This is a genomic window from Rhodoferax sp. (assembly GCF_034519335.1).
In the GTDB taxonomy this organism is placed as follows: Bacteria; Pseudomonadota; Gammaproteobacteria; order Burkholderiales; family Burkholderiaceae_C; genus Allorhodoferax.
The window spans coordinates 1-25,946 of record NZ_JAXHOL010000011.1; the positions used below are offsets into that span (position 1 = coordinate 1).

The 25,946-nt window shown below is 59.6% G+C and carries 20 protein-coding genes and 7 pseudogenes; 8 read left to right on the forward strand and 19 right to left on the reverse strand.

Annotated features, from left to right (window positions below):
• Positions 1 to 23 precede the first annotated feature (23 nt).
• Positions 24 to 1,946 carry a phosphoenolpyruvate carboxykinase (GTP) gene (locus tag U5O12_RS05570; protein WP_322577683.1) on the forward strand — a complete coding sequence of 641 codons (1,923 nt, stop codon included), beginning with the start codon at positions 24 to 26 and terminating at the stop codon, positions 1,944 to 1,946.
• Positions 1,947 to 2,062: 116 nt separating this feature from the next.
• On the opposite strand, the gene U5O12_RS05575 is transcribed toward U5O12_RS05570, so the two are convergent.
• On the reverse strand, positions 2,063 to 2,464 hold the full coding sequence (locus U5O12_RS05575; protein ID WP_322577684.1) for a hypothetical protein: 402 nt from the start codon (positions 2,462 to 2,464) through the stop codon (positions 2,063 to 2,065).
• Between the two features lie 132 nt (positions 2,465 to 2,596).
• Between U5O12_RS05575 and U5O12_RS05580 the strand changes: the two genes are divergently transcribed.
• Positions 2,597 to 3,559 (forward strand): LysR family transcriptional regulator, encoded by a 963-nt coding sequence (locus tag U5O12_RS05580; protein ID WP_322577685.1) that lies wholly within the window; start codon positions 2,597 to 2,599, stop codon positions 3,557 to 3,559.
• A pseudogene (locus U5O12_RS05585) lies at positions 3,556 to 4,402 on the forward strand (metallophosphoesterase). Before U5O12_RS05580 ends, U5O12_RS05585 begins: the two are co-directional and overlap by 4 nt.
• Positions 4,403 to 4,492: 90 nt before the next feature.
• Here the strand turns inward: U5O12_RS05585 and U5O12_RS05590 are convergent.
• Together U5O12_RS05590 and U5O12_RS05595 are read right to left on the reverse strand one after the other, a co-directional pair.
• The gene (locus U5O12_RS05590) at positions 4,493 to 5,107 is read right to left on the reverse strand and encodes a DNA ligase (RefSeq protein WP_322577733.1); all 615 of its coding nucleotides are present in this window, start codon (positions 5,105 to 5,107) and stop codon (positions 4,493 to 4,495) included.
• A 62-nt stretch (positions 5,108 to 5,169) separates the two neighbouring features.
• Positions 5,170 to 5,328, reverse strand: coding sequence for a hypothetical protein (locus tag U5O12_RS05595; protein WP_322577686.1), 159 nt, complete (start codon positions 5,326 to 5,328; stop codon positions 5,170 to 5,172).
• A 240-nt stretch (positions 5,329 to 5,568) separates the two neighbouring features.
• Between U5O12_RS05595 and U5O12_RS05600 the strand changes: the two genes are divergently transcribed.
• Positions 5,569 to 5,991 carry a universal stress protein gene (locus U5O12_RS05600; protein WP_322577687.1) on the forward strand — a complete coding sequence of 141 codons (423 nt, stop codon included), beginning with the start codon at positions 5,569 to 5,571 and terminating at the stop codon, positions 5,989 to 5,991.
• Positions 5,992 to 6,050: 59 nt separating this feature from the next.
• Here the strand turns inward: U5O12_RS05600 and U5O12_RS05605 are convergent.
• From U5O12_RS05605 to U5O12_RS05650, 10 genes and pseudogenes are all read right to left on the reverse strand, one after another.
• Positions 6,051 to 7,032 (reverse strand): annotated as a pseudogene (locus U5O12_RS05605) (aldo/keto reductase).
• A 103-nt stretch (positions 7,033 to 7,135) separates the two neighbouring features.
• Positions 7,136 to 7,876 (reverse strand): annotated as a pseudogene (locus U5O12_RS05610) (methyl-accepting chemotaxis protein); the annotation flags it as partial.
• Positions 7,877 to 7,975: 99 nt separating this feature from the next.
• Entirely contained in the window at positions 7,976 to 8,701 is a 726-nt protein-coding gene (locus U5O12_RS05615; RefSeq protein WP_322577688.1) for a hypothetical protein, read from the reverse strand.
• 225 nt (positions 8,702 to 8,926) lie between these two features.
• A pseudogene (locus U5O12_RS05620) lies at positions 8,927 to 9,880 on the reverse strand (ABC transporter substrate-binding protein).
• A 113-nt stretch (positions 9,881 to 9,993) separates the two neighbouring features.
• Positions 9,994 to 10,932, reverse strand: a complete 939-nt coding sequence (locus U5O12_RS05625; protein ID WP_322577689.1) for an ABC transporter substrate-binding protein — start codon at positions 10,930 to 10,932, stop codon at positions 9,994 to 9,996.
• 179 nt (positions 10,933 to 11,111) lie between these two features.
• Positions 11,112 to 12,077: a galactofuranose ABC transporter, permease protein YjfF gene (yjfF, locus tag U5O12_RS05630; protein ID WP_322577734.1), complete on the reverse strand. Its 966-nt coding sequence runs from the start codon at positions 12,075 to 12,077 to the stop codon at positions 11,112 to 11,114.
• A gap of 18 nt (positions 12,078 to 12,095) precedes the next feature.
• A pseudogene (locus tag U5O12_RS05635) lies at positions 12,096 to 13,111 on the reverse strand (ABC transporter permease); the annotation flags it as partial.
• 438 nt (positions 13,112 to 13,549) lie between these two features.
• Positions 13,550 to 13,819, reverse strand: coding sequence for a hypothetical protein (locus U5O12_RS05640; protein ID WP_322577690.1), 270 nt, complete (start codon positions 13,817 to 13,819; stop codon positions 13,550 to 13,552).
• A gap of 573 nt (positions 13,820 to 14,392) precedes the next feature.
• Entirely contained in the window at positions 14,393 to 14,704 is a 312-nt protein-coding gene (locus U5O12_RS05645; protein WP_322577691.1) for an ATP-binding cassette domain-containing protein, read from the reverse strand.
• A gap of 53 nt (positions 14,705 to 14,757) precedes the next feature.
• A pseudogene (locus tag U5O12_RS05650) lies at positions 14,758 to 15,767 on the reverse strand (ABC transporter substrate-binding protein).
• Between the two features lie 556 nt (positions 15,768 to 16,323).
• On the opposite strand from U5O12_RS05650, the gene U5O12_RS05655 reads away from it, so the two are divergent.
• Positions 16,324 to 17,091 (forward strand): aldose 1-epimerase, encoded by a 768-nt coding sequence (locus U5O12_RS05655; protein WP_322577692.1) that lies wholly within the window; start codon positions 16,324 to 16,326, stop codon positions 17,089 to 17,091.
• Between the two features lie 43 nt (positions 17,092 to 17,134).
• On the opposite strand, the gene U5O12_RS05660 is transcribed toward U5O12_RS05655, so the two are convergent.
• Positions 17,135 to 17,752, reverse strand: a complete 618-nt coding sequence (locus U5O12_RS05660) for a TetR/AcrR family transcriptional regulator (protein ID WP_322577693.1) — start codon at positions 17,750 to 17,752, stop codon at positions 17,135 to 17,137.
• Between the two features lie 54 nt (positions 17,753 to 17,806).
• On the reverse strand, positions 17,807 to 18,724 hold the full coding sequence (locus U5O12_RS05665; protein ID WP_322577694.1) for a LysR family transcriptional regulator ArgP: 918 nt from the start codon (positions 18,722 to 18,724) through the stop codon (positions 17,807 to 17,809).
• An 85-nt stretch (positions 18,725 to 18,809) separates the two neighbouring features.
• On the opposite strand from U5O12_RS05665, the gene U5O12_RS05670 reads away from it, so the two are divergent.
• Complete coding sequence (locus tag U5O12_RS05670) at positions 18,810 to 20,141, forward strand: D-amino acid dehydrogenase (protein ID WP_322577695.1); 1,332 nt, start codon at positions 18,810 to 18,812, stop codon at positions 20,139 to 20,141.
• A gap of 103 nt (positions 20,142 to 20,244) precedes the next feature.
• On the opposite strand, the gene U5O12_RS05675 is transcribed toward U5O12_RS05670, so the two are convergent.
• Positions 20,245 to 21,171 carry a LysR family transcriptional regulator gene (locus tag U5O12_RS05675; RefSeq protein WP_322577696.1) on the reverse strand — a complete coding sequence of 309 codons (927 nt, stop codon included), beginning with the start codon at positions 21,169 to 21,171 and terminating at the stop codon, positions 20,245 to 20,247.
• Between the two features lie 167 nt (positions 21,172 to 21,338).
• Here U5O12_RS05675 and U5O12_RS05680 point away from each other — a divergent pair, with 167 nt between their 5' ends.
• Positions 21,339 to 22,649, forward strand: a complete 1,311-nt coding sequence (locus U5O12_RS05680) for an aspartate aminotransferase family protein (RefSeq protein ID WP_322577735.1) — start codon at positions 21,339 to 21,341, stop codon at positions 22,647 to 22,649.
• An 86-nt stretch (positions 22,650 to 22,735) separates the two neighbouring features.
• Entirely contained in the window at positions 22,736 to 24,241 is a 1,506-nt protein-coding gene (locus U5O12_RS05685; protein WP_322577697.1) for a CoA-acylating methylmalonate-semialdehyde dehydrogenase, read from the forward strand.
• Positions 24,242 to 24,311: 70 nt separating this feature from the next.
• Here the strand turns inward: U5O12_RS05685 and U5O12_RS05690 are convergent, their stop codons facing one another.
• The 3 genes and pseudogenes from U5O12_RS05690 to U5O12_RS05700 form a co-directional block, all read right to left on the reverse strand.
• The gene (locus U5O12_RS05690) at positions 24,312 to 24,812 is read right to left on the reverse strand and encodes an FxDxF family PEP-CTERM protein (protein ID WP_322577698.1); all 501 of its coding nucleotides are present in this window, start codon (positions 24,810 to 24,812) and stop codon (positions 24,312 to 24,314) included.
• Between the two features lie 156 nt (positions 24,813 to 24,968).
• Positions 24,969 to 25,460, reverse strand: coding sequence for an FxDxF family PEP-CTERM protein (locus U5O12_RS05695; protein WP_322577699.1), 492 nt, complete (start codon positions 25,458 to 25,460; stop codon positions 24,969 to 24,971).
• A gap of 12 nt (positions 25,461 to 25,472) precedes the next feature.
• Positions 25,473 to 25,922: pseudogene (locus U5O12_RS05700) on the reverse strand (FxDxF family PEP-CTERM protein); the annotation flags it as partial.
• Between the last annotated feature and the right edge of the window lie 24 nt (positions 25,923 to 25,946).

Here is a 25,946-nt window from a genome sequence, read left to right on the forward strand (position 1 = left end):
ATTTACAAACTTAGGAGCTTTTCATGAACGCACCCGTGATGCAGGGCCTCACCCTGAACACCCCTAGCTACGTTAAAAACGCCAACCTTATCGCCTGGGTTGCTGACATGGTGGCGCTGTGCAAGCCCAAGACGGTTTACTGGTGTGATGGTTCGGACGAGGAATACCAGCGCCTGTGCCAGCAACTGGTGGATGCAGGTACCTTCCAAAAACTCAACCCTGCCAAACGCGCCAATAGCTTCTTGGCTTGGTCTGACCCCAGCGACGTGGCCCGCGTCGAAGACCGTACCTATATCTGCGCCGAGAAAAAAGAAAACGCGGGTCCCACCAACAACTGGATGGCGCCAGCCGAGATGCGCGCCCTACTGCAAACGGGCAAGGATGGCGAAAAAGCGCTGTTCGACGGTTGCATGCAAGGCCGCACCATGTATGTGGTTCCGTTCTCTATGGGGCCGCTGGGCTCCCACATTGCCCACATTGGTATCGAGTTGTCGGATAGTGCCTATGTGGCCGTGAACCAGCGCATCATGACCCGCATGGGCCGTGCGGTGTACGAGGTGCTGGGCGTTGAAGGTGACTTCGTGCCCTGTGTGCATACCGTGGGCGCGCCATTGGCGCAGGGCCAGGCGGATGTGAAGTGGCCGTGCAGCAAGACCAAGTACATCGTGCATTATCCAGAAACCCGTGAGATTTGGAGCTATGGCTCTGGTTACGGCGGCAATGCCTTGTTGGGTAAAAAGTGCTTTGCCCTGCGCATAGCGTCGAATATGGGCCGCACCGCCTCTGAAGGCGCTACGGGTAACCCGGGCTGGTTGGCCGAACACATGCTGATCTTGGGCGTCACCAATCCCCAAGGCAAAAAATACCACGTCGCCGCTGCTTTCCCCAGTGCCTGCGGCAAGACCAACTTCTCCATGTTGGTGCCGCCTGCGGGTTTTGAAGGTTGGAAGGTCACGACCATCGGTGACGACATTGCCTGGATCAAGCCCAACGCCGATGGCAAGCTCTACGCCATCAACCCGGAGGCGGGTTACTTTGGCGTCGCCCCGGGTACCAACTTCCACACTAATCCCAACTGCATGGCCAGCTTGGACAAAGACGTGATCTTCACCAACGTCGCGTTGACCGATGACGGTGACGTGTGGTGGGAAGGCATGGAAAAAGACACGGGCGGCTTGCCAGTGCACCTCGTTGATTGGCAGGGCAAGGACTGGACCCCAGAAATTGCCAAAGCCAATGGCTCAGATGGCAAACTGAAACCCGCCGCCCACCCCAACGCCCGCTTTACCGTGGCCGCCGGTAACAACCCCGCGCTGGACAGCCAGTGGGACGACGCCAATGGCGTGGCGATTGATGCGTTCATCTTTGGTGGCCGCAGATCCACCACAGTGCCCTTGGTGACCGAAGCGCGCAACTGGACCGAAGGCGTCTACATGGCCGCCACCATGGGGTCGGAGACCACCGCTGCGGCGGTGGGCCAGCAAGGCATCGTGCGCCGCGACCCGTTCGCCATGCTGCCCTTTATCGGCTACAACATGAGCGACTACTTCCAGCATTGGCTGAACATTGGCGGGAAGCTGGCTGCCACCGGCGCGACGCAGCCCAAGATATTCACCACCAACTGGTTCCGCAAGGGCGACGATGGCAAGTTCGTCTGGCCCGGCTACGGCGAGAACATGCGCGTGTTGAAGTGGATGATTGACCGTATTGAAGGGGCAGCTCCCGGCGTAGAAACTGGTTTTGGCGTGGCGCCCCAGTATGCTGAGATCAATTGGACGGGGCTGGACTTCAGCCAAGCCCAGTTTGATTCGGTCACCAGCCTGAACAAAACCGACTGGAAGGCTGAGCTGGCCCTGCATTCGGAGTTGTTTGCCCAACTGGCCTACCATTTGCCCAAGGAACTCGAAGAGACGCAAACCCTATTAGCGCAGCGCTTGGCAGCCTGAGCGGGGGAAAAGAGCTGGCCGGCCGTGCAAGCTGTCAGGGCTAGACATGAAAAAGCCACCTCAAGGGTGGCTTTTTCTATGGACGTGCCTTAAGGCGCGTACCGCTGATTCGGTGCTTAGACTTCGTTGCGGCTGCGCATCACAGCGTGTTGCAGTTCGGCCATGATGCGGGGGTCGCGGTTGGCGTATTCCCACATCTTCTCTTCCATGCGGCGTTCTTTGGCAGCTTGGAAGGACGCTGTGATCAAGCGCGATGCAATGGAGGACATCTTGCGCAGGGGTGGCGCCAGCAAGGCCAAAGCGGCGAATGCCACCGTCCACAGAGCAACCCAACCTGCCAACAGGTGGCCGTCCGTCCAGGTATCGATCACTTGGCCGGCAACCACCAGCAAAGCGGACAACACGGCAGCCAGCAACATGCCAGCCAGCGTACGGGAGCCGGCGGTCTTGCGGACAGGAGCTGCAGCCCGTACAGCAGGAGCAGCGTCAAAATAGGCGTAAGAAAGTACTTGTGTCATGGTCAACTCCTTCAATCAAAGGGGAACTTACTGGGGTTAAATCTTTGAGATGGATGAATCATAGGGTTTTCCCTCGTGCGATTCAACTTTATGTTGGTGATGTTTGCTATTCACCGGACTTATGATTGAGTGATGTCCAAACCCAGCATCAATTTGCGCACTTTCGACCTGAACCTGCTCAAGGTGTTTGACACCGTGATGGCCGAGCGCAGCCTGACCAAAGCGGCAGAGCAACTGGCTCTGACCCAACCCGCCGTGAGCAACGCCCTGCGCCGCCTGCGCGACACGCTGGGCGATGAGTTGCTGGTGCGCAAAGGCCGCAGCCTGGAGCCCACCGCGCGCGGCCAAGAGCTGTGGCCTGCGGTGCGAGACATCTTGCACAAATTGCAAACCGCCCTAGCGCCCGCCGTGTTTGAACCGGCAACGGCCGACAACACCTTCGTGCTAACCATGGCGGATGCGACCGCAGCCGGGCTGATGCCCGGACTGGTAGCGGTACTGGCGCGCGAGGCGCCAGGTGTGTCGCTGCGGGTGGTGCCACTGACCACGCGCGACCCGCGCCGTGTTCTCGACGAAGGCGATGCTGACCTGGCTGTGGGCCACTTTCCGTCGGTGTTGACGGATCTCACGGCGCGTGCGCAGTCGGGCGCAGCGGAATCGTTTTTGCACCACCGCCTGTTTGCAGGCGACTATGTGTGTGTGATGCGCAAGGACCATGCGATGGCCCAGGGCAAGTTCACCTTGGACCGTTTCTGCGAAGCCCAGCACCTACTGGTCAGCTTTTCGGGTCGGGCGTTTGGTTTTATCGACGAGTCGCTCACCAACCTGCGGCGCACACGGCGTGTGGTGCTCACGGTGAACCAGTTTTTTACCGCTGGCAAAGTGGTGGTGCACTCGGACCTGCTCACCGTGTTGCCGCGCCACTTTGTCAATGTGACCGGGTTTGCCGACCAGTTGGTGATCCGCGAGCTGCCGTTCAAGGTATCGCCCATCCAGGTAGACGCCCTGTGGCACCAGCGCCTCGACAGTGATGCCGCCCACGCTTGGCTGCGCGGGCAAATTGAAGTGCTGGGTTCGCATCTGTTCTCACTATGAAAATTCAGCTGCTATCCGACCTGCACCTAGAAGTACACCCCCACTGGAAGCCCACGCCGCTGCCCGGCGCCGACCTGTTGGTGCTGGCCGGTGATGTGGGCTCTTACCAGCCCGGCTCGCTGCTACTCGATCAGGATTTTGGGCTGGGCCGGTTTTCTCCGTTGCAGGGCTGGCCGACCCCGGTGGTGTTTGTGCCGGGGAACCACGAATACGACACCTTTGACTTTGATGCGGCCCACGAACGGTTGCAGGCGACTTGTCTGCGGTTGGGCATTCACTGGCTGGAGCGCGAAACCCTGGTGCTAGGTGGCGTGCGCCTGGTGGGCACCACGCTATGGACTGACTTTGATGCACTCAATCCGCAGGCATCTGGTCCCCACAAGACGGGAGCCCGGCCCCCCGTCAATTCGCTGGCGCAGCAGCTCAAGGCGCGCGAGAAAGCGTTTCGCGCGGCCAACTACTACCTGAAGAAAACACTGACCACAAGGCACGGCGCACCTTGGTTGGCCGAGGGGCTGCGCGAGCAGGCGCTGGTCTGCCAGGCTTTGGCTGCGCGCCGCGCTGGCCCAGCCGTTTGACGGCCCCACCGTGGCCATCACCCACTTTGCGCCCAGCCTGCACAGCGCGGACCCGCGGTATGGGCTGGTGCCGGGCACGGCTGGTTTCTGCAACGCGCTGGACGATTTGCTGCCGCACGCCCAGTTTTGGCTGCACGGGCACTTGCACGCACCCAGTGACTACCGCGTGGGCAGCTGCCGCGTGGTGGCCAATCCGCTGGGCTATGCGCGCAAAAATGAACAGCTAGCGTATCGGCCGGAGCTTTTGATAGAAATTGGCACCTAGCCCTTACAGAAATTGCGCGAGCAGCTCCTGCTTTCGTAGCAATTCGAACGCACACATTGACAACCCGTGCCCCAGTACGGGCCGGCCTTGTCACAGACCCGGATCGACCGCGACGCGCAAGAAGCTGGCGAAGCGCGGAACGCCGGTGTCGGTCTCGCCGCGGTAGCGGTAGGTCACCCAGCTGCCTACGGGGGGTGGATTGCGCCGCTGTGCATCGCTGAAGCCCGTACCCAGCTTGAAACCTTGTCTGGTGCGCCCTTCCACGACCACGGGCTCCACCCACAGCGCGCCCAGTTGACCCGCGTACTTGCCCCGGCCCGGCACGTGGTTGACCACGCGCGCTTCGGCGTCGTCAAAGGGTTTGAACTTGCGCAAATCGTCGCTGCGCCGAGCCACATAGTGGGCGCTGCCCCGGTGCAGCATCAGCCCTTCGCCGCCGGCTTGTACCGTGGTGCGCAGCTGGGCTTGCAAGGCTGCGGTGGTGCTGGCGGGCGACTGGTCCACTGCCAGTACCCAGGGCTGATGGATTTGCTGCACCACGGCCCGTAGTGCGGGGATGCGCTCATCAAACTGGGCGCCGTGCGCGGGCAGGTCAAACACCCGGTACCGCAGTTTGCGCCAGGCAGCTTCGTCGGGCGTCCGGTCGCGCACCGTAGATACCGCCTCAGAGAACTGACCTCGGCCTACCCTCAGCTCACCGTCCAGCGGTACGCTGGGCCAGCCGGCCGGGAACTACGCGGGCGCGGCGATGGGGTTGCCAGCACGGGTCAGCAGTCGGTGACCGTCCCAGTAGCCCCCCGCACGCCGTCGAATTTTTCGCTGACCTTGGTGCCGCCCAAGTCTTTTTGTTTGACATCCCAAGACTGGGCCAACATCAGCGGTGCTGCGAGGCCGGATGCAGCCGTGCGCCCGCTGGCGCGCAGCAACTGGCCAAGGCCAGTAGCAGACTTCGGCGCCCGGGTTGTGGGAGTGAAGGCAGCGGATGAAAAACTGACATGGTGACTCCCTGATCATTGTTATTGACCTGCGAGCCGTAGCACGTATGGCGAAACCGCGTCAACAAAGTTGGCTGTTTTTGTGCATAACAGCGGGGTGTTTGACGTAAGACAGGGCGCTGTGTAACCGGGCGATTACACTGGCGGGGAATTCAAGGGCAAGGAGTACCCATGAAAGTCCTGTTGGCGGTCGACGGCAGCAGCTACAGCAAGAAAATGCTGGCCTACCTAGCGACGCACGACGCCTTGCTGTCGACGGACCATGACTACACCGTGTTCACCGCCCAGCCCGCCTTGCCAGCGAATGCCCGCGCAGCGTTGGGCAAAGAGGTGGTGGAAGGCTATTACCAAGACGAGTCCGCCAAGGTGCTGGGGCCGGTGTTGGAATTTCTGCAACGGCATGCCATCACCGCCAAGAGCAGTAGCAAGGTGGGCCCGGCTGGCCCCGCACTGGCCAAACTGGCTGAGCAGGGCCGGTTTGACCTGGTGGTGCTGGGCTCGCACGGCCATAGCGCCTTGGGGAACTTGGTGATGGGTTCGGTGGCTACGCAGGTGCTGGCAGAGTGCAAAGTGCCTGCGCTGCTGGTGCGCTAGCTCCAGCACTGCACTGTTGAGGCGGCGGGACAGTACCCAACTGCCACCGCTACGGTGGGCTACCAGCGCTGGTGCACCAGCGGCTTGGCGTATTGGGCATATATCGCGTCCAACGCGGCCATAGTCGCATCGCTCAGCGCGGGCATATCGGCCGCAGCGACGTTGTCGCCGACCTGGGCCGGATTTTTACCCCCGGGAATGGTGCAGGTGACGGCTGGGTGCATCTGGATCCAGCGCAGCGCCATTTGCGCCATGCTCATGCCAGCGGGTACCAAGGGGCGCATGGCTTCCACGGCCTGCAGCCCTACGTTGAAATTCAGGCCCGAAAAAGTCTCACCCTTGTCAAAGGCCGCGCCTTCGCGGTTGAAGCCACGGTGGTCGTCTTCGGCAAAGCTGCTCTGCGCGCTCATCTTGCCGCTGAGCAAGCCGCTGGACAGCGGCAGGCGTGCCAAGACGCCGACGCCGCGTTGTTGTGTCTGCGCAAACAGCAGCTCGGCCGGGCGCTGGCGAAACAGGTTGTAGATGATTTGCACGCTTTGCATGCCGGGGTATTCAATTGCTTTGAGTGCCTCTTCCACTTTCTCTACGCTCACGCCATAGTGGCGCGGCTTGCTCTCAGCGACCAAGTCGTCCAGCACGCCAAAGACCTCGGGCATGTAGAACACCTCGGTGGGGGGCAGTGCAGCTGCAGCAGGTCGATGGCCTCGGTATTCAGGTTTTGCAGGCTGCGCTCTACAAAGGCCGTGAGGTTGGCTCGTGTGTAGCTGGCTGCGACATGGGGGTTCGAGCGCCGGCCGGCCTTGGTGGCAATGTAGAAGGGCTCGCTGCGTTCCTTGCGCAGGCGCGCCAACAGGCGTTCGCTGCGGCCGTCGCCGTACACATCGGCGGTGTCAAAAAAGTTCACACCGAGATCAAGTGCGCGGTGCAGCGCGCCATGGAGTCGTTGTCGTCCACGGCGCCCCAGGTGCCACCAATGGCCCAAGCGCCAAAGCTTACGGTTGAAATGTTCCAGCCAGCGCGGTTAATTTGACGGTATTGCATACAGGAGCGTTGAATAAAAACGCCATTGTATTCACAGCTGCTTGCGCAACAGCTACAAGGGCCAATAGCCATTTGGACTGGCAAGTCGAAAGTTGCCGGAAGCTCAGCCCACACTACCGAGTTTGAACACCGCCACCATCTGCACCAAACCCGTGGCCTGGGTCTTGAGCCCGCTGGCGGCGGCGGCCATTTGTTCGACCAAGGCCGCATTCTGCTGGGTCGTCTTGTCCATTTGGGAGACGGCCTCGCCCACTTGCGCCACGCCTTCACTTTGGGCGGCGCTGGCCGTGCTGATTTCTCCCATGATTTGGGTGGCTCGGCCTATGGCGTCCACCACCTCCTTCATCGTGGATCCCGCTTGGTTCACCAGCTTGGAGCCCGTCTCGACACGCGCCACACTGGCGTGGATCAACTGTTTGATTTCCTTCGCTGCGTCGGCGCTGCGCCCGGCCAAGCTGCGTACTTCGCTGGCGACTACGGCAAAACCACGCCCCTGTTCGCCGGCCCGTGCCGCCTCGACTGCGGGTCGAGCGCCAAGATGTTGGTTTGGAAGGCAATGCCGTCGATCACGCTGATGATGTCCACGATCTTGCGCGAGGCGTCGTTGATGCTCTTCATGGTCTGCACCACTTGGCCAACCTCCTCACCGCCGCGCAGGGCGACGGAAGAGGCACTTTTCGCTAACTGGTTAGCCTGGGCGTGCCGCATCTGCATTGGCCTTGACGGTGATGCTGAGCTCATCCATGGAGGCCGCTGTTTGTTGCAGCACGCTTTGGCCTGTTTCTTCGGTGGGGTGGGACAGGTCGTGGTTACCAGCTTCACTCTCTTGTGATGCCTGTTCGACATGGGTGGCCGGAATCTCGCACATTGGCAACCAGCTTGTTCAGGTTGGCCGACACGTCCGGACAGGGCCCGTACGGTGCGTCCAGCCACGCCGTGCGGCTCAACATCGATGTTCAACGGGGCATCGCCTTGCTCCAAGGCTGCGGCAATCGTTCCACCTTGACGGAGTAAACAGCGGCAAGTAGCGGTACTGGCGTAGCCGACCAAGATTGCCAAGATGACTGAAAATACGCTGACGCCCAGGATCAATCGCGTATTGAGCGTTGCCAGGGCATCTCCGTTGCTTCAGAGACTGTTGCGCTGCACTAGCTTCGCGGCTCAGCAAAATGCTGACTTTGTCCACAGCGATGCGGTGTGCATCATTGAGCATGACCAGTGCGTTGGCCGCAGCGGCAATGTCACCAGCCGGTACCGAAAACACCCGGTCGTAGCCCGCGCGATAGTCGTTCACCGCTTCGACAATGGTTTTCAGATCGTCGGCACGTTCGGTGGCCTCCACACTGTCGCCACCTTTGGCGGCGAGTGTGTTGGCGTCAGTGATGGTTCTTTCAAACTCGGTCAGCTTGCCGCCCAAGCGCGCTTTCATGGAGTCGATCACGACGGCATTTTGTTGCAGCGCCAATGCGGCTACCACCTGTGTGGCGCCCAGTTGCAGCTCCTGTAGGGCGGAGTCCAGAAGGCGCGCCTCTTCGATGTTGACCATGCCCTTGTCGGCGACGTTGTGCAGTTCATACGACATGCCGCTATTGGCAGTCCACGCCACCCCGGAGACAACCAGCAGGCACAGTGTGACAAGAATCGCGGGCAGTGCAATTTTGGTAGCCAAGGAGCGCCGCAAGAACCAGCGCCTTCGGAGGTCAAAAATGCCGCGAACTACCATGCCAAGGCGTCCGAATACGGTTCGGCGACCGGGGGGTGGGATAGCAAGGTTCGACATTAAGATGTTCCTCAAGAGACTGTTTGCCGGTCTTCTTATGATTCCCTGAAACTCTGACTATCCGTCAGCGAATGCGCACCAACATAGTGCCTGAGTGCGGTACTTTCAGTCACATCAGTATTTACGCTTGGCATACTCCCGCTCGGCTATTTCCATGGGAAACACGCCTTCGCGACTCTGCACCCGTTTGGGAATGGGTTTGCCGTCAGCGGCCAGTCGCACCAAGTCCATGAGCTGCGGGCCAATCAGAGGGTTGCACTCCACAGTCACGTTCATTTTTCCGGCCTGCATAGTTTCAAAAGCGCCCTTCACGGCGTCAACACCAATCACAATTACGTCCTTGGCGGGTTTGAGCCCCCGCCTCTTCCAGCGCCTCGATAGCGCCAAGCGCCATGTCGTCGTTGTGGGTATAGACCACTTGAATATTGTTGATTCGGCCTTTCAGAAAACGATGCCATCACGGTCTTCGCCTGTAGGTTGTGTGAAGTCGGCCGCTTCCGAGCGCACGACCTTCATGCGCGGTACGGCCCGAATGACCTCGTCAAAACCGCGCTTGCGTTCGATTGCGGGGGCCGATCCCGTGGAGCCTTGTAGCTCGACGATGCGGATCGTGCCCGTTGGCTTGGCGTTGCGCAGCAGCCAGCGCCCCGCGCGACGGCCTTCTTCTGTGAAGTCTGAGCCCAGTGTGGTGATGTAAAGATTGTCGTCCTGGGTCTCGACGCTGCGGTCGGTCAAGATAACGGGAATGCGGGCCTTTTTGGCCTCAGTCAGCACCTCATCCCAGCCCGTGGTGACGACAGGGGCCAACGCGATGACGTCGACCTTTTGTTGGATGAACGATCGGATGGCTTGTATTTGCAATGCTTGCTGGCCTTGGCCATCGACGAACTGCAGCTTCACGCCTGCAGCTTCCGCCGACTCCTGGATGGACTTGGTGTTGGCTGCACGCCACTGGCTTTCGGCTCCGACCTGTGCGAAACCCAGTACCAGACTGCGGTTTTGGGCCATGGACCGTGTGCCGGCGAAAGACAGCGCACTTGAAATAACCAGGGATCTTCTGTTTAGCATGGTCTGGCCCTCCTAGCGTACGAACTTTTGATCTGCCGTGATCATGGTCAGATCCACGTAGGTCGAACCGTTGTGGTTGCTCGGGGTGAACTTCACGCTGTAGCTCTCCCATGTCATAGGGCTGCATGGTTTCCAATGCCTTGACGAATGCCGCCCGGGTCAGGTTGGGCCCGGCTCTGCGCAGACCTTCCGCAATCACCTTGGCCGCCAAATAGCTCCTCCAACGAGCCGAAGCCCGGCTCCGCCTTCACCTCGGCCAGCACTTTGCTGTAAGCACGCATTACCGTGGAGTTGGGGCTCCAGGGGAACGGCACTACCTGGGACACCTGGATGCCACGACCACGCTCTTCGAGTTCCCGCGCCAACACTTGGCTTCCTACAAACGACAGGTTCCACAGCCACGGTGGGGAGGGAAGCTTTTGCATTTCCCGGATGAAGGCCACAGTTCCGCCATAGGCGGCTATCATGACTACGGCCTGGGGCTGGGTTGCCGTGATGTCTTTAACGGCCTGCGCGACGTCAATGCCATTGCGCTCCACAGAGCCATTGCCGACCAAGGTAAGTCCCCGCGCCTTCAATGCGCGCTCGACGCCCTGAAGCGCTAAGCGGCCATTGGCGTCGTTTTCATGGAACACCGCAATGCGTTTAAAGCCCAAGGTATTGAGGTGACGAACAATGGCCTCGGCCTCGTCCATGTAGCTGGCGCGAATGTTGAATACATTGGGGTTGAAGGGTGATCGCAGATCTTCGGCCCCAGAAAATGCCCCAATGAAGGGGATAGAGGACTGCGTGATCATCGGCAGCGTAGCCTGAGTCGCCGCACTGCCGACATAGCCTACCAACCCAAACACTTTTTCGTCGTTAATGAGTCGCTGGGAGTTGGCTGTAGTCCGTTCAGGCTCGTAACGGTCGTCCAGAATTTTCAGTTCGAGCTTGCGGCCGTGAATCCCTCTGCTGCGGTTCACTTCATAGAAGTGAAGGTTCACACCAAAGTTGAAATCCACGCCTTGTTGCGCCGCAGCACCCGATAACGAAGTTGACTGACCAAACACAATGGCGCCGTCAGTGACGCCTTGTGCTTAGGCGTGCAGTGCACAGAGGATTCCAACGCAGACCAACATCTTTCGAATCATGTCTTCTCCTCATGGCCGTACTTTGCGGCTCTCGGCTTGCACGGGATTTTGTTGTGAAACTCAAGCCAGAGGCTGGTCGGTCGGACCAGCCTCAAAATTCAACTGGACTTACGATCAGACTCAAAAACACGTTGCATTACACAGAACACGAAAAGCAAGATGCCAATCACAATGCGCGTCCACCAAGAGCTCAACGAACCGTCAAACATGATCAGCGTTTGAATGATGCCCAGTGTCAGCACGCCAAACAACGTGCCTGCCATGTAGCCCACGCCACCGCTCAACAGGGTGCCGCCAATCACGACCGCAGCAATGGCGTCCAGTTCCAAGCCCACTGCGTGCAGTCCGTAGCCCGATAACATATAGAAGGTGAAAATCACGCCACCCAGGGCTGCGCACAAGCCGCTAAATGCGTAGACCTGCACATTGGTGCGGGCTACGGGCAAGCCCATGAGTGTGGCGGAGTGCTCTGAGCCGCCCATCGCGTAGACCGTGCGGCCAAACTGGGTTGCGTGCGCGAGAAAGATAGCCAACAACAGCACCGCGATAGACAGAATCGCACTGATCGACAACATGGGGCCATCCGTCCAAAGGTGAACCCGGGTTTGGGCCACAGAGGTATAGCCGGTTTCTGTAATGCTGATGGAGTCAATGCTGATCAGGTAGCACAACCCGCGTGCCAAGAACATACCGGCCAGTGTCACGATAAAGGGCTGCAGGCGAAAGCGCTGAATCAACCAGCCCATAAAGGCCCCGAACAGGGTCCCCATGGTGAGTACCAAGGGAATGGCGACCCACATGCTCCACTGGTGGTCTTGCACCAAGGCGGCTAAGACGATGGTGGACAGGGCCACGACCGAGCCTACCGAGAGGTCAATCCCGCCGGACAGAATAACGAAGGTCATCCCCACGGCGACCACGAGCAAGAAAGCGTTGTCAATGAGCAGGTTGAGAAACACCTGGGGGGCAAAGAAGCCGTTGTAGGCAATTCCTCCGTAAGTCGACATGACAGCAAACAGGGACACTGTTGCTATCAACGGAATGAATTTGCGAGGGATCTTCATGCCGCACTCTCCGGACGGTGGGCGCACCACTAAGCGAAGCAACGCCTGGCGGAATTCTGCAGATTGCAAGAGCATGACCACAAACACGACGGCGGCTTTCACCACCAAGTTGATTTCAGGCGGCACCCCAATGGAGTAAATGAAAGAGGTGAGCTGCTTGGATGATCAGTGCACCAATCATGCTGCCCGCCAGGCTGAATCGCCCCCCGTTAAGCAGCGTTCCGCCGAGCGTGACCGCCAAAATAGCGTCAAGCTCCAGCAAGTTGCCCGCGTTGTTGCCATCCGCGCTTTTGACGTTGGAGCTGACGATCAAGCCGGCGATGGCGGCCGTCAATCCACAAAAGGCGCGGACGCTAATGCTAATCAAGCGTTCGCGCACGCCCGCCAGACGGGCTGCTGCCGGGTTGATGCCATGGCTTGGATGAACAAGCCCAAGGCAGTGCGGGTGACTGCCAAATGCGTCAGTATGTACACGAACGCCGCGATGAACAGGGCAAATGGCAGACCCCAAAGATAGCCATTTCCAATGAAGAAGTGCGGCACAGGGTAATAGACCGTGATGATCTGGCCATCGGTAAGGAGCTGCGCCACACCACGACCCGATACCATCAGGATCAGGGTGGCTTTGATGGGCTGCAAGCCCAACTTGGCGACTAACAGGCCGTTCCACAGGCCGCAGCCCAGTCCGGCTAATAGGGCACAGATGATGGCGATCCACATCGGAAAGCGACTGACGTGGGCTGCCACGCCATCGGTGATCACCAGGGTTCCGCCGACCATAAGCGCCGCAACAGACGCGCTGATGGCGACGACAGCGCCCACGGAAATGTCGATGCCGCGCGGGGCAATCACCGAAGGTCATCCCCAGCGAAACCAGCATCAGCGGTGCTGCACTGTTCAGAATGTCGATGACAATTCCCATGCTTGCGGTCGTCGCGCCACTCCAACTTCCAGTCGCCTGGGTTTAGACTGGCATTTACCGTCAGAATCAAAAACAGGGTGACAAGGGGCCAGAACAGCGAATGCGCGCGCATCCGCCCCACAAAGTGAAGTTTGTGTATTGGTCATGCTTGCCCCGCAATCATCGCGTAGACGGTGGCGTCTGACGTACCCGCAGGCAATTCGCCCACTCTTGGCACGGTCACGCAATACCACGATGCGATCAGAGACGCGCACCACCTCTTCCATTTCGGAGGAGATAAACAGCATCTTTATTCCTTGCTTCCCACAGACTTCAGTATTTTCTCATTCATGATTTCTGCTTGGCGGCGATGTTGATGCTGCGAGTAGGTTCATCTAGTACCAAAAGGGTGGGTTATGTAGCCAGCCAGCGCGCCAACACCGCCTTTTGCTGATTGCTGGCTGAAAGCAGTCCAATGGGCGTGTCCGCATCCGGTGTTTTGATGCCCAAGGCCTTGATGTAGCTGTCGGCCACTTTCGCTTGTTCAGTTTAATGATGTAGGTTCCAGATTTCAGTGGGCTTGCAAGGCCAGCGCAATGTTTTCGCGTACTGACAGGTCGGCAATGATGCTTTCCGCCTGGTGGTCTTCGGGGCACAGTCCTGTGCCCAGTTTGATGGCCTTGGCTGGGGTGTCGATGTTCCACCGTTTCGCCGTTGATGCAGATTTCTCCCCACCATCTTTCGGGTCCAGTCCAAACAGCAATCGCGCCAGCTCGGTCCTATCCTTGGCCTGTAATCCGCCCAAACCAACCACTTCCCCCTGGCGGACATCTGTGTCCATAGCCTTAACGTTGCCTCGGCGATTCAGAGCCTTGGTTTCAAGCCAATACGGCTCGGCATCGTGTTGACCCTGCAGGCGGCGGCTGGCAGTTCGGTCAATACCATTTCTTTGTATATCGGCCATGGCGGCGATCAGGGCCTTGCAGGCCTAACTCGGTGCGGTTTAGTATTCGCCTATTCAGTTCGCCATTGCGCAGCACGGTAATGCGGTCGCACAGGGCGTACACCTGGTCCAGAGAATGGGTGACAAACAAAATTGCCATGCCTTGGTCGCGCAATCGGCGGAAAGCATGCTACAGAGGGGCTCCATCTCTTCGTCATCCAGGTGTTGGAAGCAGGTTCGTCCAAGATTAATACCTGGGCAGAGATGCTCAGGCCACGGGCTATCGCCACCATCCGCTGTACCGCCACGGAGCAGCTCTTGAGTTTTTCGGTGACGTCAATATTCAGGTTCAGGCGGGCGAGCAGTGCGCGCGCTTCTCGGGGAGGGCGTACCCAGTCGATGCGCCCAACCAGCGTTTTCATCCAGGCCGAAGATAGCGACTCCGCAAAATATTTTCTGCAACCCGATAGATTAAACCAGAGGTTGACCTCTTTGGTAGACGGTGTTGATTCCTGGATGCTGGGCATTCAGTGTCGAGGTCGCGCGGATGGATTTCCCGTACAGGCGCATTACGCCTTGATCTCGCTTGGTAAACGCTCGGGTGAGCACTTTAATCAGGGTGGATTTACCCGCACCGTTTTGCCCCATCAGGGCGTGGATTTCTCCTGGGTACAGACGCAAATCGACTGTGGTCAGCGCGCGCACATTGCCCACCTGTTTGCTCACTCCGGTGAGCTCCAGCGCAGGTGCGACGGCTGCTGGGGCCGTAGGTGTAGAGGTCATTGCTTTGAGAAAAAAGGCCCGCAGCGGGCTACGCCGCGGGCCAAATCAGGAGTTCAAATGGATACTGCGTCGATACGAGAAAGAAATAAATATTGGAGGCTGGGGAACTTTTTAGCAGCAGTTTCCATTGGGTACACGCCGTCCTTGCCGTTGATAAGCTTAGCGACACGGCTTGCCAGCGACAATGTCTTTAGCAGCTTGCATGACCAGAGGGCCGAGAAGGGGGCTGTAATGCACGGAAACGTTCAGCTTGCCGGAAATCTTGGCTTCAAACGCACCCTTCACACCGTCCACTGAGATCATCAGGATGTCCTTGGCGGGCTTCAGGCCAGCTTCTTCGATGGCCTGAATGGTGCCGATGGCCATGTCGTCGTTGTAGGTGTAAAGCACGTTGATCTTCTTGCCTTCAGCCTTCAAGTAAGCTCGCAGGACTTCCTTCGCCCTTGGCACGAGTGAAGTCACCGGTTTGTGAGCGGATGATCTTGATGATGGAATTGCTTTGGATGGCGTCTTCAAAACCTTGGCGCTTTGCGGTCAATAGCAGGAGCAGATCCCACGGTACCTTGCAGTTCGACCACATTGATCTCGCCCTTCATGGTCTTGGCTTTTTGGCAGCCAACCACTCGCCAGCCATCTAGCCTTGCTTCACAAAGTCAAACGCCGATATAGAGGGACGTATTGGGAGGTGTCTTTGGAATCAATCAAACGGTCAACCAAGATCAAGGGAATTTTGGTATCCTTGATTTCCTTCAGCACGGTGTCCAAGCTGGAAGAAACTACAGGAGTCAGTGCAATCAATGTCCCCCATAAGGAGTAATGAAAAAGCGCAGAGCCTTGATCTGGTTTTCCTGTTTTTGTTGTGCGTCAGAGAACTTGAGGTCAATGCCAGCGGCGGTGGCGGCGGACTTCATGGAGTTGGTTTTGGCGGTGCGCCATTCGCTTTCAGCGCCAATTTGGCTAAAGCCCACCACGAGTTTTTTTGGGAAAAAGCGCTCAGGGGCAAAGCCAGGGCCAAAGAAGTAGCCACAGCGGTGGCTACCAGGGTACGTCGTTTGATTTTCATTGTAAATTTCTCCTCAAGATGTAAGTAGAAGCGGGGCCATGGGATGTCAGAAGAGCTGCACCCGCGTAGCCGCCTCAAGCCTGTGCCTCTAGTGGCCTCACCAGATCGTACTGAAATTGGTATCAAGAAGTAAGTGAATAGTAAGCAGATAATTGATATTGATCTAATTAAGATTAGCGTGGCTAACATACAGATTTTTAGGGCATTCAGGTTTAATTTATGAATTTGAATGAACGATTTTTACATTTAATTTGGGACACTGATTTAATTTCCTAGATTCACCATATCCATTGCAATAATAATAAGTGATGGAGCTGCTAACTTTCTATTTCCAAGTTTTCGTCTAGGGTCCTTAGCATGCACGCGGGCCACGTGCCCCCGTCTGGGCAACCGCCCCTGAATTCCTACATGTCACCTACCCCTTCCCCACACCATCCATTGGCTCCAACACGGTGGCCAACGCCTAGGCCTGCTGCCCACCTGGGGGGAGCGTTGCCAACTGGCAACGCGACAGGGGGCACGGTGAGCCCTGGACCTCTGGCGTCCGTGGGGCGGCGTGGCAGACCTCTACACCACGGCCTCGTTCCCGCTGGTGCCCTGGTCCAACCGCATTGGCAGCGGTGGCTTCACCCACCTGGGCGTGACACACCCCATGCGCCCCAACCGCGTGGGTGAACCCTATCCCATCCATGGCGACGGCTGGTTGCAGCCCTGGGCCATCCGCCAGCCGCGGCTGGATACGCTGGAGATGGCGCTCGAATCCAAGTGTTTTGAAGGCGCCCCCTACCACTACCGCGCCTTGCAACGCTTTGTGCTGCGCGAGGACGGCATGGACCAGTTGCTGGAAGTGACCCACCTGGGCGAGGGCAGCCTGCCCTATGGCTTGGGCCAACACCCGGCGTTTTTGCGCACGCCCAATGCGCGCCTGCATGCAGCGGTGCAGGGTGTGTGGCTGAGCGGGGCCGACCCCATGCCCACCGCCCACACCTCCGACTTTCCGCCCAGCTGGGACCCACGCCAAGGCATGGGCGTGAGCGGCAGCCTGATCGACAACGCCTACACCGGCTGGAGTGGCGAGTCCCACATCGACTGGCCCGAACACGGCCTGCGCCTGCACATGCGCGACCCCGCTGTGGTGGCGCGTGGAAAAAATGACGGGTTTTGTCTGCTGTACCGCCCGCCGCAGGGCGTGCACTTTTGTTTTGAGCCGGTGACCCACCCGATCGACGCCTTCCACGCGGAAGGCCAGCCGGGCCTGCAGGTGCTCAGCACCGGCCAAACCCTGCGGCAGCAGGTGGAGTGGCGGTTTGAGTTGCTGGGCTAAATTGCTACCAATTCAGGAGCTGCTCGCGCAATATCCACATGGTCTAGCGCGCGTTTAGCCCCTCAAAACAGGTCGTCAAAACCAACTCGATGATTTCCTCGTCGGTCTGCAATCCACCCATCTTGAGGAACTCCAGCACCGGGTCACAAGCGCGTGCGTACAGGGTGTAGAGCACGGCAATGGCCGGCAGCTTGGGATTGATCAGGCCTTGTGCCTGGGCCTCCACAATCCATTCCCCCAGACGGTCGCTCACATCCATCAGGCCATCCATGTAAGCCTTGTGGCCCATGAGGGTGGCGCGCAACGTGGAGTTCTGGCTGGGCAACGAAGGCATTTCGCCCCCCAGCTTCAGGCCCATGGTCCAGCGCACTACGGCCCGCAGCTTGTCCAAAGGGGCTTGGTCCTCTGACAAGGTGTCCAGAAAGGCTTGCGCCTGGGCCATCAGGTGCGCCATGGCGGCAGCCCCCAGGTCTTCCTTGCTGGGAAAGTGTTTGTACAAGCTGGCCTTGGCAATCCCCACCTGCGCGGCCACTTCGTCCACGGTCATCGCCTCAAAGCCTTTTTCGGCCAGAAGCAGGTTCACCGCGCGGATGATGGCGTCTTCACGCGCCTGCAACATTTGCTGTTTGAAGGAAATCTTGGCGGGCGCAACAGTGGTCATACTGGCCATTCTATTCCCGGTCGTCAAATTGCGGATGCAACGCCCAATTTGTGACTAAGCAGTCTTGGCTACCAAAATGCGCTCTGCTGCCTGCGACAGGGCTGCCGTGAGGCGGTCAATCACTTCGGAGTTCAGGTTCCAACAGTGCCAATACAGGTTCACCGGCAGGGTCACCGTGGGCACCACATTCACCAGTTGCCCCTCGTTAATGAGCCCGCGCACCAGCAGCTCGGGCACCACACTGGCGCCCCAACCGGCCAGCACTGCGCGCACCATGCCCTCGGAGCTCGGGACAAAACGCTGGCTCACGGACACGCGACGCAGGTTCAGCGCCCGGCCCACAAACTCGGACGGCAAATCGTCCTTGCGGTTGAAGGCCACAAACGGGATGCTGCGAAAGTTGTGCGGCGTGAGGCCCTGCGGGCAGTGCGTCTGCGCATAGTCTTTGCTCACCACGGCCACATAGTGCATGGCGCCCAGCGGCAGCACCTTGCAGCCGCGCAGCGCTTGCTTGAGCGTGGTCACACAGCCCAGCACCTGGCCTTCGCGCAGCCATTCATGGGTGAAATCCTGGTCGTCAGTGATGATTTCCAGCGGCAGCCCGGCGTGCACCAGCGGGTCCAGCGCAGAAAGTGCCCAGGTGGCAATGCTGTCGGCGTTTACCGCAATCGAGATGCGTTCGTCTTCGCGCGAGGCCCCGGTGCTGGGCGCCAGCTCCAGCAAATCGCTCTCCAGGTCGGCGCGCAGCAGGCGCATCTGCATGGCATGTTTGATCAGCAGGCGCCCCGCTGTGGTGGCCTTCACCGGACGGCTGCGCACCAGCAAAACGGTGCCCACCTGCGCCTCCAGTGCGCGCAGGCGCTGCGAGACGGCGGACTGGGTAATGGACAGGCGCACGGCTGCGCGCTCAAAGCCCCCTTCTTCCACGATGGCAGCCAGGCATTCCAGGGCGTCGGTATCGAATGTTCGCATGGCCCACATTATTAGCGCTGCTAATGTTTTCGCAAACGCTTTCATTTCGCTTTTGCAAGACAGGGGCTTGGACGACACTGGCAGCATGAAAATCATTGTTCTCGGCGCCGGCACCATCGGCATTTGCACCGCCTGGCAGTTGCTGGAGCTCGGCCACGAAGTGACCGTGGTGGAGCGCCAGCCTGATGCCGCCATGGAAACCAGTTTTGCCAATGGCGCGCAAATTTCGGTGAGCTACTGCGAGCCCTGGGCCAACAAGGAAGCCCCGCTCAAGGCGCTGAAGTGGATGCTGAGCAAAGAAGCCCCGCTGCTGTTCCGCCCGCAAAACCCGTTTGGCGCCGGCCTGCACCAGTACACCTGGGGCCTGAAGTTCCTGGCCAACTGCAACGACACCGCCTTTGAGCGCAATGTGCAACAGCTCGTCGCCCTGGGGGCTTACAGCCATGCGGCCCTCAAAGACGTGGTGGCCACCACCGGCATCGAATACAACCGTCTGGAACGTGGCATTGCCCACTACTACTGCGACCAAAAATCGTTTGATACCGCAGGTGAAGCAGCCGCGCTCATGCGCAAATACGGCGTCAACCGCCAGGTCATCAGCAAAGATGAGCTGCTCAAGATTGAGCCCGCTTTCAAACAGTTTGCCCACCAGATCGTGGGCGGCACCATCACCCCCAGCGACGAGTCGGGCGATTGCCGCGTTTTCACCCAAGAGCTGGCCAAGCGGTGTATCGCACGCGGTGCGGAATTTTTGTACGAACACAGCGTGGACGGCCTGAATTTGAGCCTGGGCACTATCAAATCTGTAGCTGTCCGCGCACTGTCTGCGGGCCCCAAGGGGGAAAACGTTGCAGGCTCGCTGCGAACCCTTCAGGCCGACCACATCGTGGTGGCCGCGGGTTCCTACACCGCACCGCTGTTGCGCACGGTGGGTGTAGACCTGCCGATTTACCCCGGCAAGGGCTACAGCGCTACCTTCAAAATCCTGAAGCCGGAAATGGCGCCCTTCGTCTCCACCATCGACGATGCCAAGAAAATCGCCATCAGCCGCTTGGGCGATGAACTGCGCGTGGCAGGCACCATCGAAGTCGGCGGGTTCGATTTATCGCTCGACTCCCCGGTAGCCCAAGCCCGCTGCCACATGCTGTCGCGTCGCATTGAAGAAGTGCTGCCCGGCGTCTGTGACACCCGCACCGAAGAACAGGGCGGCCAGCCCAACTACTGGACCGGCCTGCGCCCCGCTACTCCCACCAACATCCCCTTCATCGGCCAAACCCCGGTGCGCGGGCTATGGGTCAACGCAGGGCATGGCACCTTGGGCTGGACACACGGTGCGGGCTCGGGCAAGGCCATTGCCGAGCTGATCCATGGCCAGAAGCCGGAGATGGATTTCAGGTTTTACGGCATGCAAGCCTGAGGGCAGTTACTGCGGTGGTGGGATCGGTTGGTGCAGCCTCGGTTGGGGGATACAAGCGCAAGCGCCGAAGCCTGCATCATGCGGGTAGGTGATCGAGCTCTTTTCACTCCCCATGCGCCCGCACCAAGCACTCCTGAAACGCCCGTGTCGCGCGGCTGGCTTGGGGTGACTTGCGGGTGATGGCGAAGAACTCGCAGGCGTAGTGCAGCAGGTCGGGCCGCACGGCCTGCATGCGGCCGCTGCGCACAAAGCTTTCGGCGTAGTGGTCAGGCAGAAAGCCCAAAAACTGGCCCGAGAGGATGAGCGTGGCAATCGACTCCTGGTCAAACCCCGTAGCGCGACGCGGCAGGCGCATGCGCTGGCTCAATTCCATGTTGGGGGAGTGGTAGCCCAGCCCCGCGAACTCGTATTTGGGCAAGGTTTCCCAGTTCAAGGCGCTCGGGTCCGAATTCCACAGTGCGTGGCGCGTGCCGCAGTAAAGCAGCATGTGTTCGTCAAACAGTGGGGTGTAGTCCAGCACGTCCGACGCCCGGTGACCGGGGATGATGCCGACGTGAAATTGCCCGTCCAGCACGCCGCGTTCGATGGCGGTGAGCGTGGCCACATGCAGATTCAGCCCTACGTCGGGGGCTTCCGCGTGAAAGTGAGCAATGGCTTCGGCAATGTGACTGGCCGGGTTGCTGGCCGTTTTATCAAACACCGCCACCTGCAATTGCCCGCCCATGCGCTGGTGGATTTCGTCCACGCTGCTGCGGAATGCGTCGGTCGCAGCCAGCAACTGGGTGGTCTGGGCGTAGATCTTTTCCCCTTCCGCGGTGAGCGCAAAGCCGGCCCGTCCACGACGACATAGGGTCAGGCCGAGGCGGGTTTCCAGGTCTTTGATGTGGCGGCTGACCGTGGATGTGCCGATGTTGAGCTCCAGCTCGGCTGCGGCCATGCCCCCGCAATCCACCACGGCCTTGAACACGCGGAGCAGACGCAGGTCCATGTCGCTGATCTGGCCGAGAACAGCTTTGGCTTTTACTTTCATAAAGTGACAAGTGAATAGTGCTATTTGTGACTTTATAAGAGTAACAGAGCTACCCACAATGCACCATCGCCCAAACCGGCTTTTACCCCTTGGAGTTCCCCATGAAGCTCAATGACACCAGCGCATCCACCACCGGTGAGGCCATCACCAGCGCATCCAAATTCCCCATGTCCCGCGAGTGGATGGAATCGCACTGGATGGCTTTTACCGGCAACCGCGATTTCAAGGCCAACCCGCGCATGATGGTGAGCGCCCAGGGCGCTTACTTCACCGACTCCAACGGCAGACGAATTTTTGACGGCCTGTCCGGCCTGTGGTGCGCGGGCCTGGGCCATGGCCGCCGCGAGATCACCGAAGCGGTGAGCAAGCAGATGGCCACCATGGACTACTCGCCCGCCTTCCAGTTTGGCCACCCCCTGTCGTTCGAGCTGGCCAACAAGATTGTGGAGCTGACCCCCGAAGGCCTGGACTATGTGTTCTACACCGGCTCGGGCTCCGAGTCGGCCGACACTGCGCTCAAGATGGCCCGCGCCTACTGGCGCGCCAAGGGCATGGGCAGCAAGACCCGCCTGATTGGCCGCGAGAAGGGCTACCACGGCGTGAACTTTGGCGGCATCTCGGTGGGCGGCCTGCCCGCCAACCGCAAGACCTTCGGCCAGGGCATTGAGGCCGACCACCTAGCGCACACCCAACTGGCGTCCAACGCTTTCAGCAAGGGCCTGCCTGAAAAAGGTGGCGACATGGCCGACGAGCTGCTGCGCCTGATTGCCCTGCACGACGCCTCCAACATTGCCGCCGTCATCGTGGAGCCCATGTCCGGCTCGGCTGGCATTGTGGTGCCACCCGTGGGCTACCTGCAGCGCCTGCGCGAGATCTGCACGCAGAACAACATCCTGCTGATTTTTGATGAGGTCATCACCGGCTTTGGCCGCCTGGGCGCCTACACCGGCGCAGCCTACTTTGGCGTGGTGCCCGACATCCTGAACGCCGCCAAACAAATCACCAACGGCGCACAGCCGCTGGGCGTGACCGTGGCCAAGAAAGAGATTTACGACACCTTCATGGCACAGGGCGGCCCGGACTACATGCTGGAATTCCCCCACGGCTACACCTACTCCGCCCACCCCGTGGCCTGCGCGGCGGGTATTGCGGCGCTGGACCTGCTGGTCAAGGAAAACATGATCGAGCGCGTGAACGCCTTGGCGCCCTACTTTGAAAAAGCCGTACACGGCCTGCGCGGCGCCAAGCACATCACCGACATCCGCAACCTGGGCCTGTCGGCCGGCTTCACGCTGGCCGCCGTGCCCGGCGAACCCGCCAAGCGCCCGTATGAAGTGGCCATGCGCTGCCTGGACAAGGGCTTTTACGTGCGCTACGCCGGTGACTGCATTGCGCTGGCGCCGCCCTTCATCAGCACCGAGGCCGAGATCGACAGCCTGGTCAACGCGCTGGGTGAGGCCATCAACGAAACCGCCTAAAACGGATCACCAACTCGCTATTCTTTTTATAGCTGCTTGCGCATATTTTGCGTGCGCTAGCAGCACTTTTGACGCATAAATTACTCATGTCCCAACTTCCAACAGTCGGCCACCTCATCGGCGGCAAGATCATTACCACCGGCGAACGCGCACAAGACGTCTTCAACCCCGCGACCGGCAAAGCCGAGAAGCGCGTGCTTCTGGCACCCAAGGCAACGGTAGAAGAAGCTATTGCCAACGCACAAGCCGCCTTCCCCGCCTGGCGCAACACGCCGCCACTCAAACGCGCCCGCGTAATGAGCAACCTCAAGGTCCTGCTGGAAAAACACGCCGAAGAACTGTGTGCCCTGATCACTGCCGAGCACGGCAAGGTGCTCTCCGACGCGCTGGGCGAGCTGCAACGCGGCATTGAAAACGTCGAATACGCCAGCTACGCGCCCGAACTTCTCAAGGGCGAGCACAGCAAGAACGTAGGCCCGGCCATCGATAGCTGGAGCGAATTCCAGGCACTGGGCGTGACTGCCGGCATCACCCCGTTCAACTTCCCTGCCATGGTGCCGCTGTGGATGTGGCCTATGGCCGTGGCCTGCGGTAACACCTTCATCCTGAAACCGTCGGAACGCGACCCCAGCTCCACGCTGCGCATTGCCGAGCTGGCACTCGAAGCCGGCCTGCCACCGGGCGTGCTCAATGTGGTGAACGGCGACAAGGAAGCCGTGGACACGCTGCTGACCGACCCGCGCGTCAAGGCCGTGAGCTTTGTCGGCTCCACCCCCATTGCCGAATACATCTACGCCACCGGCTGCGCCCACGGCAAACGTGTGCAGGCCCTGGGCGGCGCCAAGAACCACGCCGTGGTGATGCCCGACGCCGATGTGGCCAACGCCGTGAGCGCCCTCATGGGCGCAGCCTACGGATCCTGCGGTGAACGCTGCATGGCCATCCCGCTGGTGGTGGCCGTGGGCGATGCCACCGCGGACGCGGTGATTGCAGGCCTGAAAGCCGAGATTTCCAAGATGAAGGTCGGCCCCGGCACTGCGCCCGGCATGGACATGGGCCCGCTGGTGACCAAGCCGCACTTTGAAAAGGTGAAGGGCTATGTGGACCAGGGCGTGAAAGAAGGCGCCACGCTGGTGGTGGACGGCCGTGGCCTGAAAGTGGCTGGCCACGAAGACGGTTATTACCTGGGCCCTTGCCTGTTTGACAACGTCAAGCCCGGCATGGTGATCTACCAGGAAGAAATCTTCGGGCCCGTGCTGGGCGTGGTGCGCGTCAAGACCTTACAAGAGGCCATGGACATGATCGACGCCCACGAGTACGGCAACGGCACCTGCATCTTCACCCGCGACGGCGAAGCCGCACGCTACTTCACCGACAATATTCTGGTCGGCATGGTGGGGGTGAACGTGCCGCTGCCGGTGCCTGTGGCCTACCACTCCTTCGGCGGCTGGAAGCGCAGCCTGTTCGGCGACCTGCACGCCTACGGACCGGACGCGGTGCGTTTCTATACCAAGCGCAAGACCATTACCCAGCGCTGGCCCAGCGCCGGGGTGCGTGAGGGGGCGGTGTTCAACTTCCCCAGCAGCCGTTAATCTTTAGCCGTGCTCCAAAACAAAAGGGCTTGCCAATTGGCCAGCCCTTTTTGCTGAATTGCACCGGGAATCAGGCTTCGGCCGAAGCCTTCATGCGGCGGCGGGCAATGGTTCCCACCAGACCAAGGCCAGCCAACAGCAAGGCATAGGACTCAGGTTCTGGTACGGGCGTGACGGTGTAGTTGGCAGCGACCAAAGATACGCCGGGCAGTTGACCGCCGGTGACATAGCCACTGGCCTTGACGATGTAGTTGCCCACAGCCACGTTCTTGAACGAGAAACCGGCCGCACTGGCATCCAAATCAGTTCCCAAGGTGCCCACGGTGCCGCTGGTGAACGTTACCGAGCCCAGGGTCAAGATGATGGGGCCGTACGCCACGGAGCTGGCGCCGAAAAAGCTGCCCACCAAATCGGACAGGGTGGCAATGTAAATGCTCCCGACCTCCAGATCTGCAAACGAAGCACCTGCAGGAGGTGCGTAAATGGTGCCTGTCGCCGCATTGGCGCCCAAGGATGCACCGGCGAGCACCGCTGCGGTAGCAGCAGTGCCAAGAATGGACTTGAGTTTCATAAACACCTCGGAAGGTTGGGAAGGTAAACTCAGTATTAACCCTGTGCTGCATTGCAGCAATAGTACTTACGGACTAAATAGTCCTAACGATTAGCGGCCCCGGAAATGCAAAAGGGCTTGCATCTGCAAGCCCTTTTTCGGAAAGCGTATGAAAACTCAGGCAGCCGTCTTGCGGATACGACGCCGTGCCACCGTGCCAACCAATCCCAGACCCGCCAGCAGCAGGGCGTAGGACTCTGGCTCCGGCACGGCGCTGACCACGCCATTGGTCGCATAGACCGTACCAATGGAGGTATTCGGTGCGCCAATGCTGTTACCCGTGACCTTCAAGGTATAGGTCTTGCCACCCACCAAATCAAACGCCGTCGTCCTGAGGTCGCTGAAAATGGCGATTTGGTTGCTACCTGCTGTTTGGCTCACCAAAGAGGTTGCGCCATCCCACAAGGAGAACGCCAAACCGGAAAACTGAAATGAAGTGCCCGAGACACGAAGCACCAGGGTGTTGGCTGCATCCGGTGTCAGCAAGAAAGACTGGGTGAAAGCGCCATTGCTGACTTGCTGGAAGGTTGCCGTTGTGCTGACTGCATGCGCGCCCGTCGCAGCACCCAGAATCAAAGTCGCGGCAATTGCTGAAATGTGTTTTTTCATGATGACTCCGTATTACTTGGCTTGGCGACGGCGTGCGATGAAGCCCATGACGCCCAAACCAGCCAACAAAAGGGCATAGGACTCCGGTTCAGGCACGGGAGCCAGGGTCACGGTGTAGTTGCCGACATCGCCCGTTCCACTCAGTCGAAACCAGTAGCTCAGACCAGGGACCAGCGTGAACGATCCTTGGTGGTCCGCCACATCAAAGCCATCAATGGTGGTGTTGAGGGGCAAAGAGTACACAGGAGAAGAGTTGGAGCCCACACCAATGCTGAAGTTCGTGATCAGCCCAGTTCCGGCGTAATCAAAGCCTTGGTAAGAACCTTTGAAGCCCGTGAAATTTCCAGGCATCGTGAAGGTGTACAGATCGTCAAACGTGCCGCTGAAATCGACCGTGTTGGAGTAGGTGTTGGTCAGGGAGCCGATCGCAAAAGTGCCTGCGTGCGCGGCAATGGCAGACGCGGCGATCATTACGCCAGCGATAGC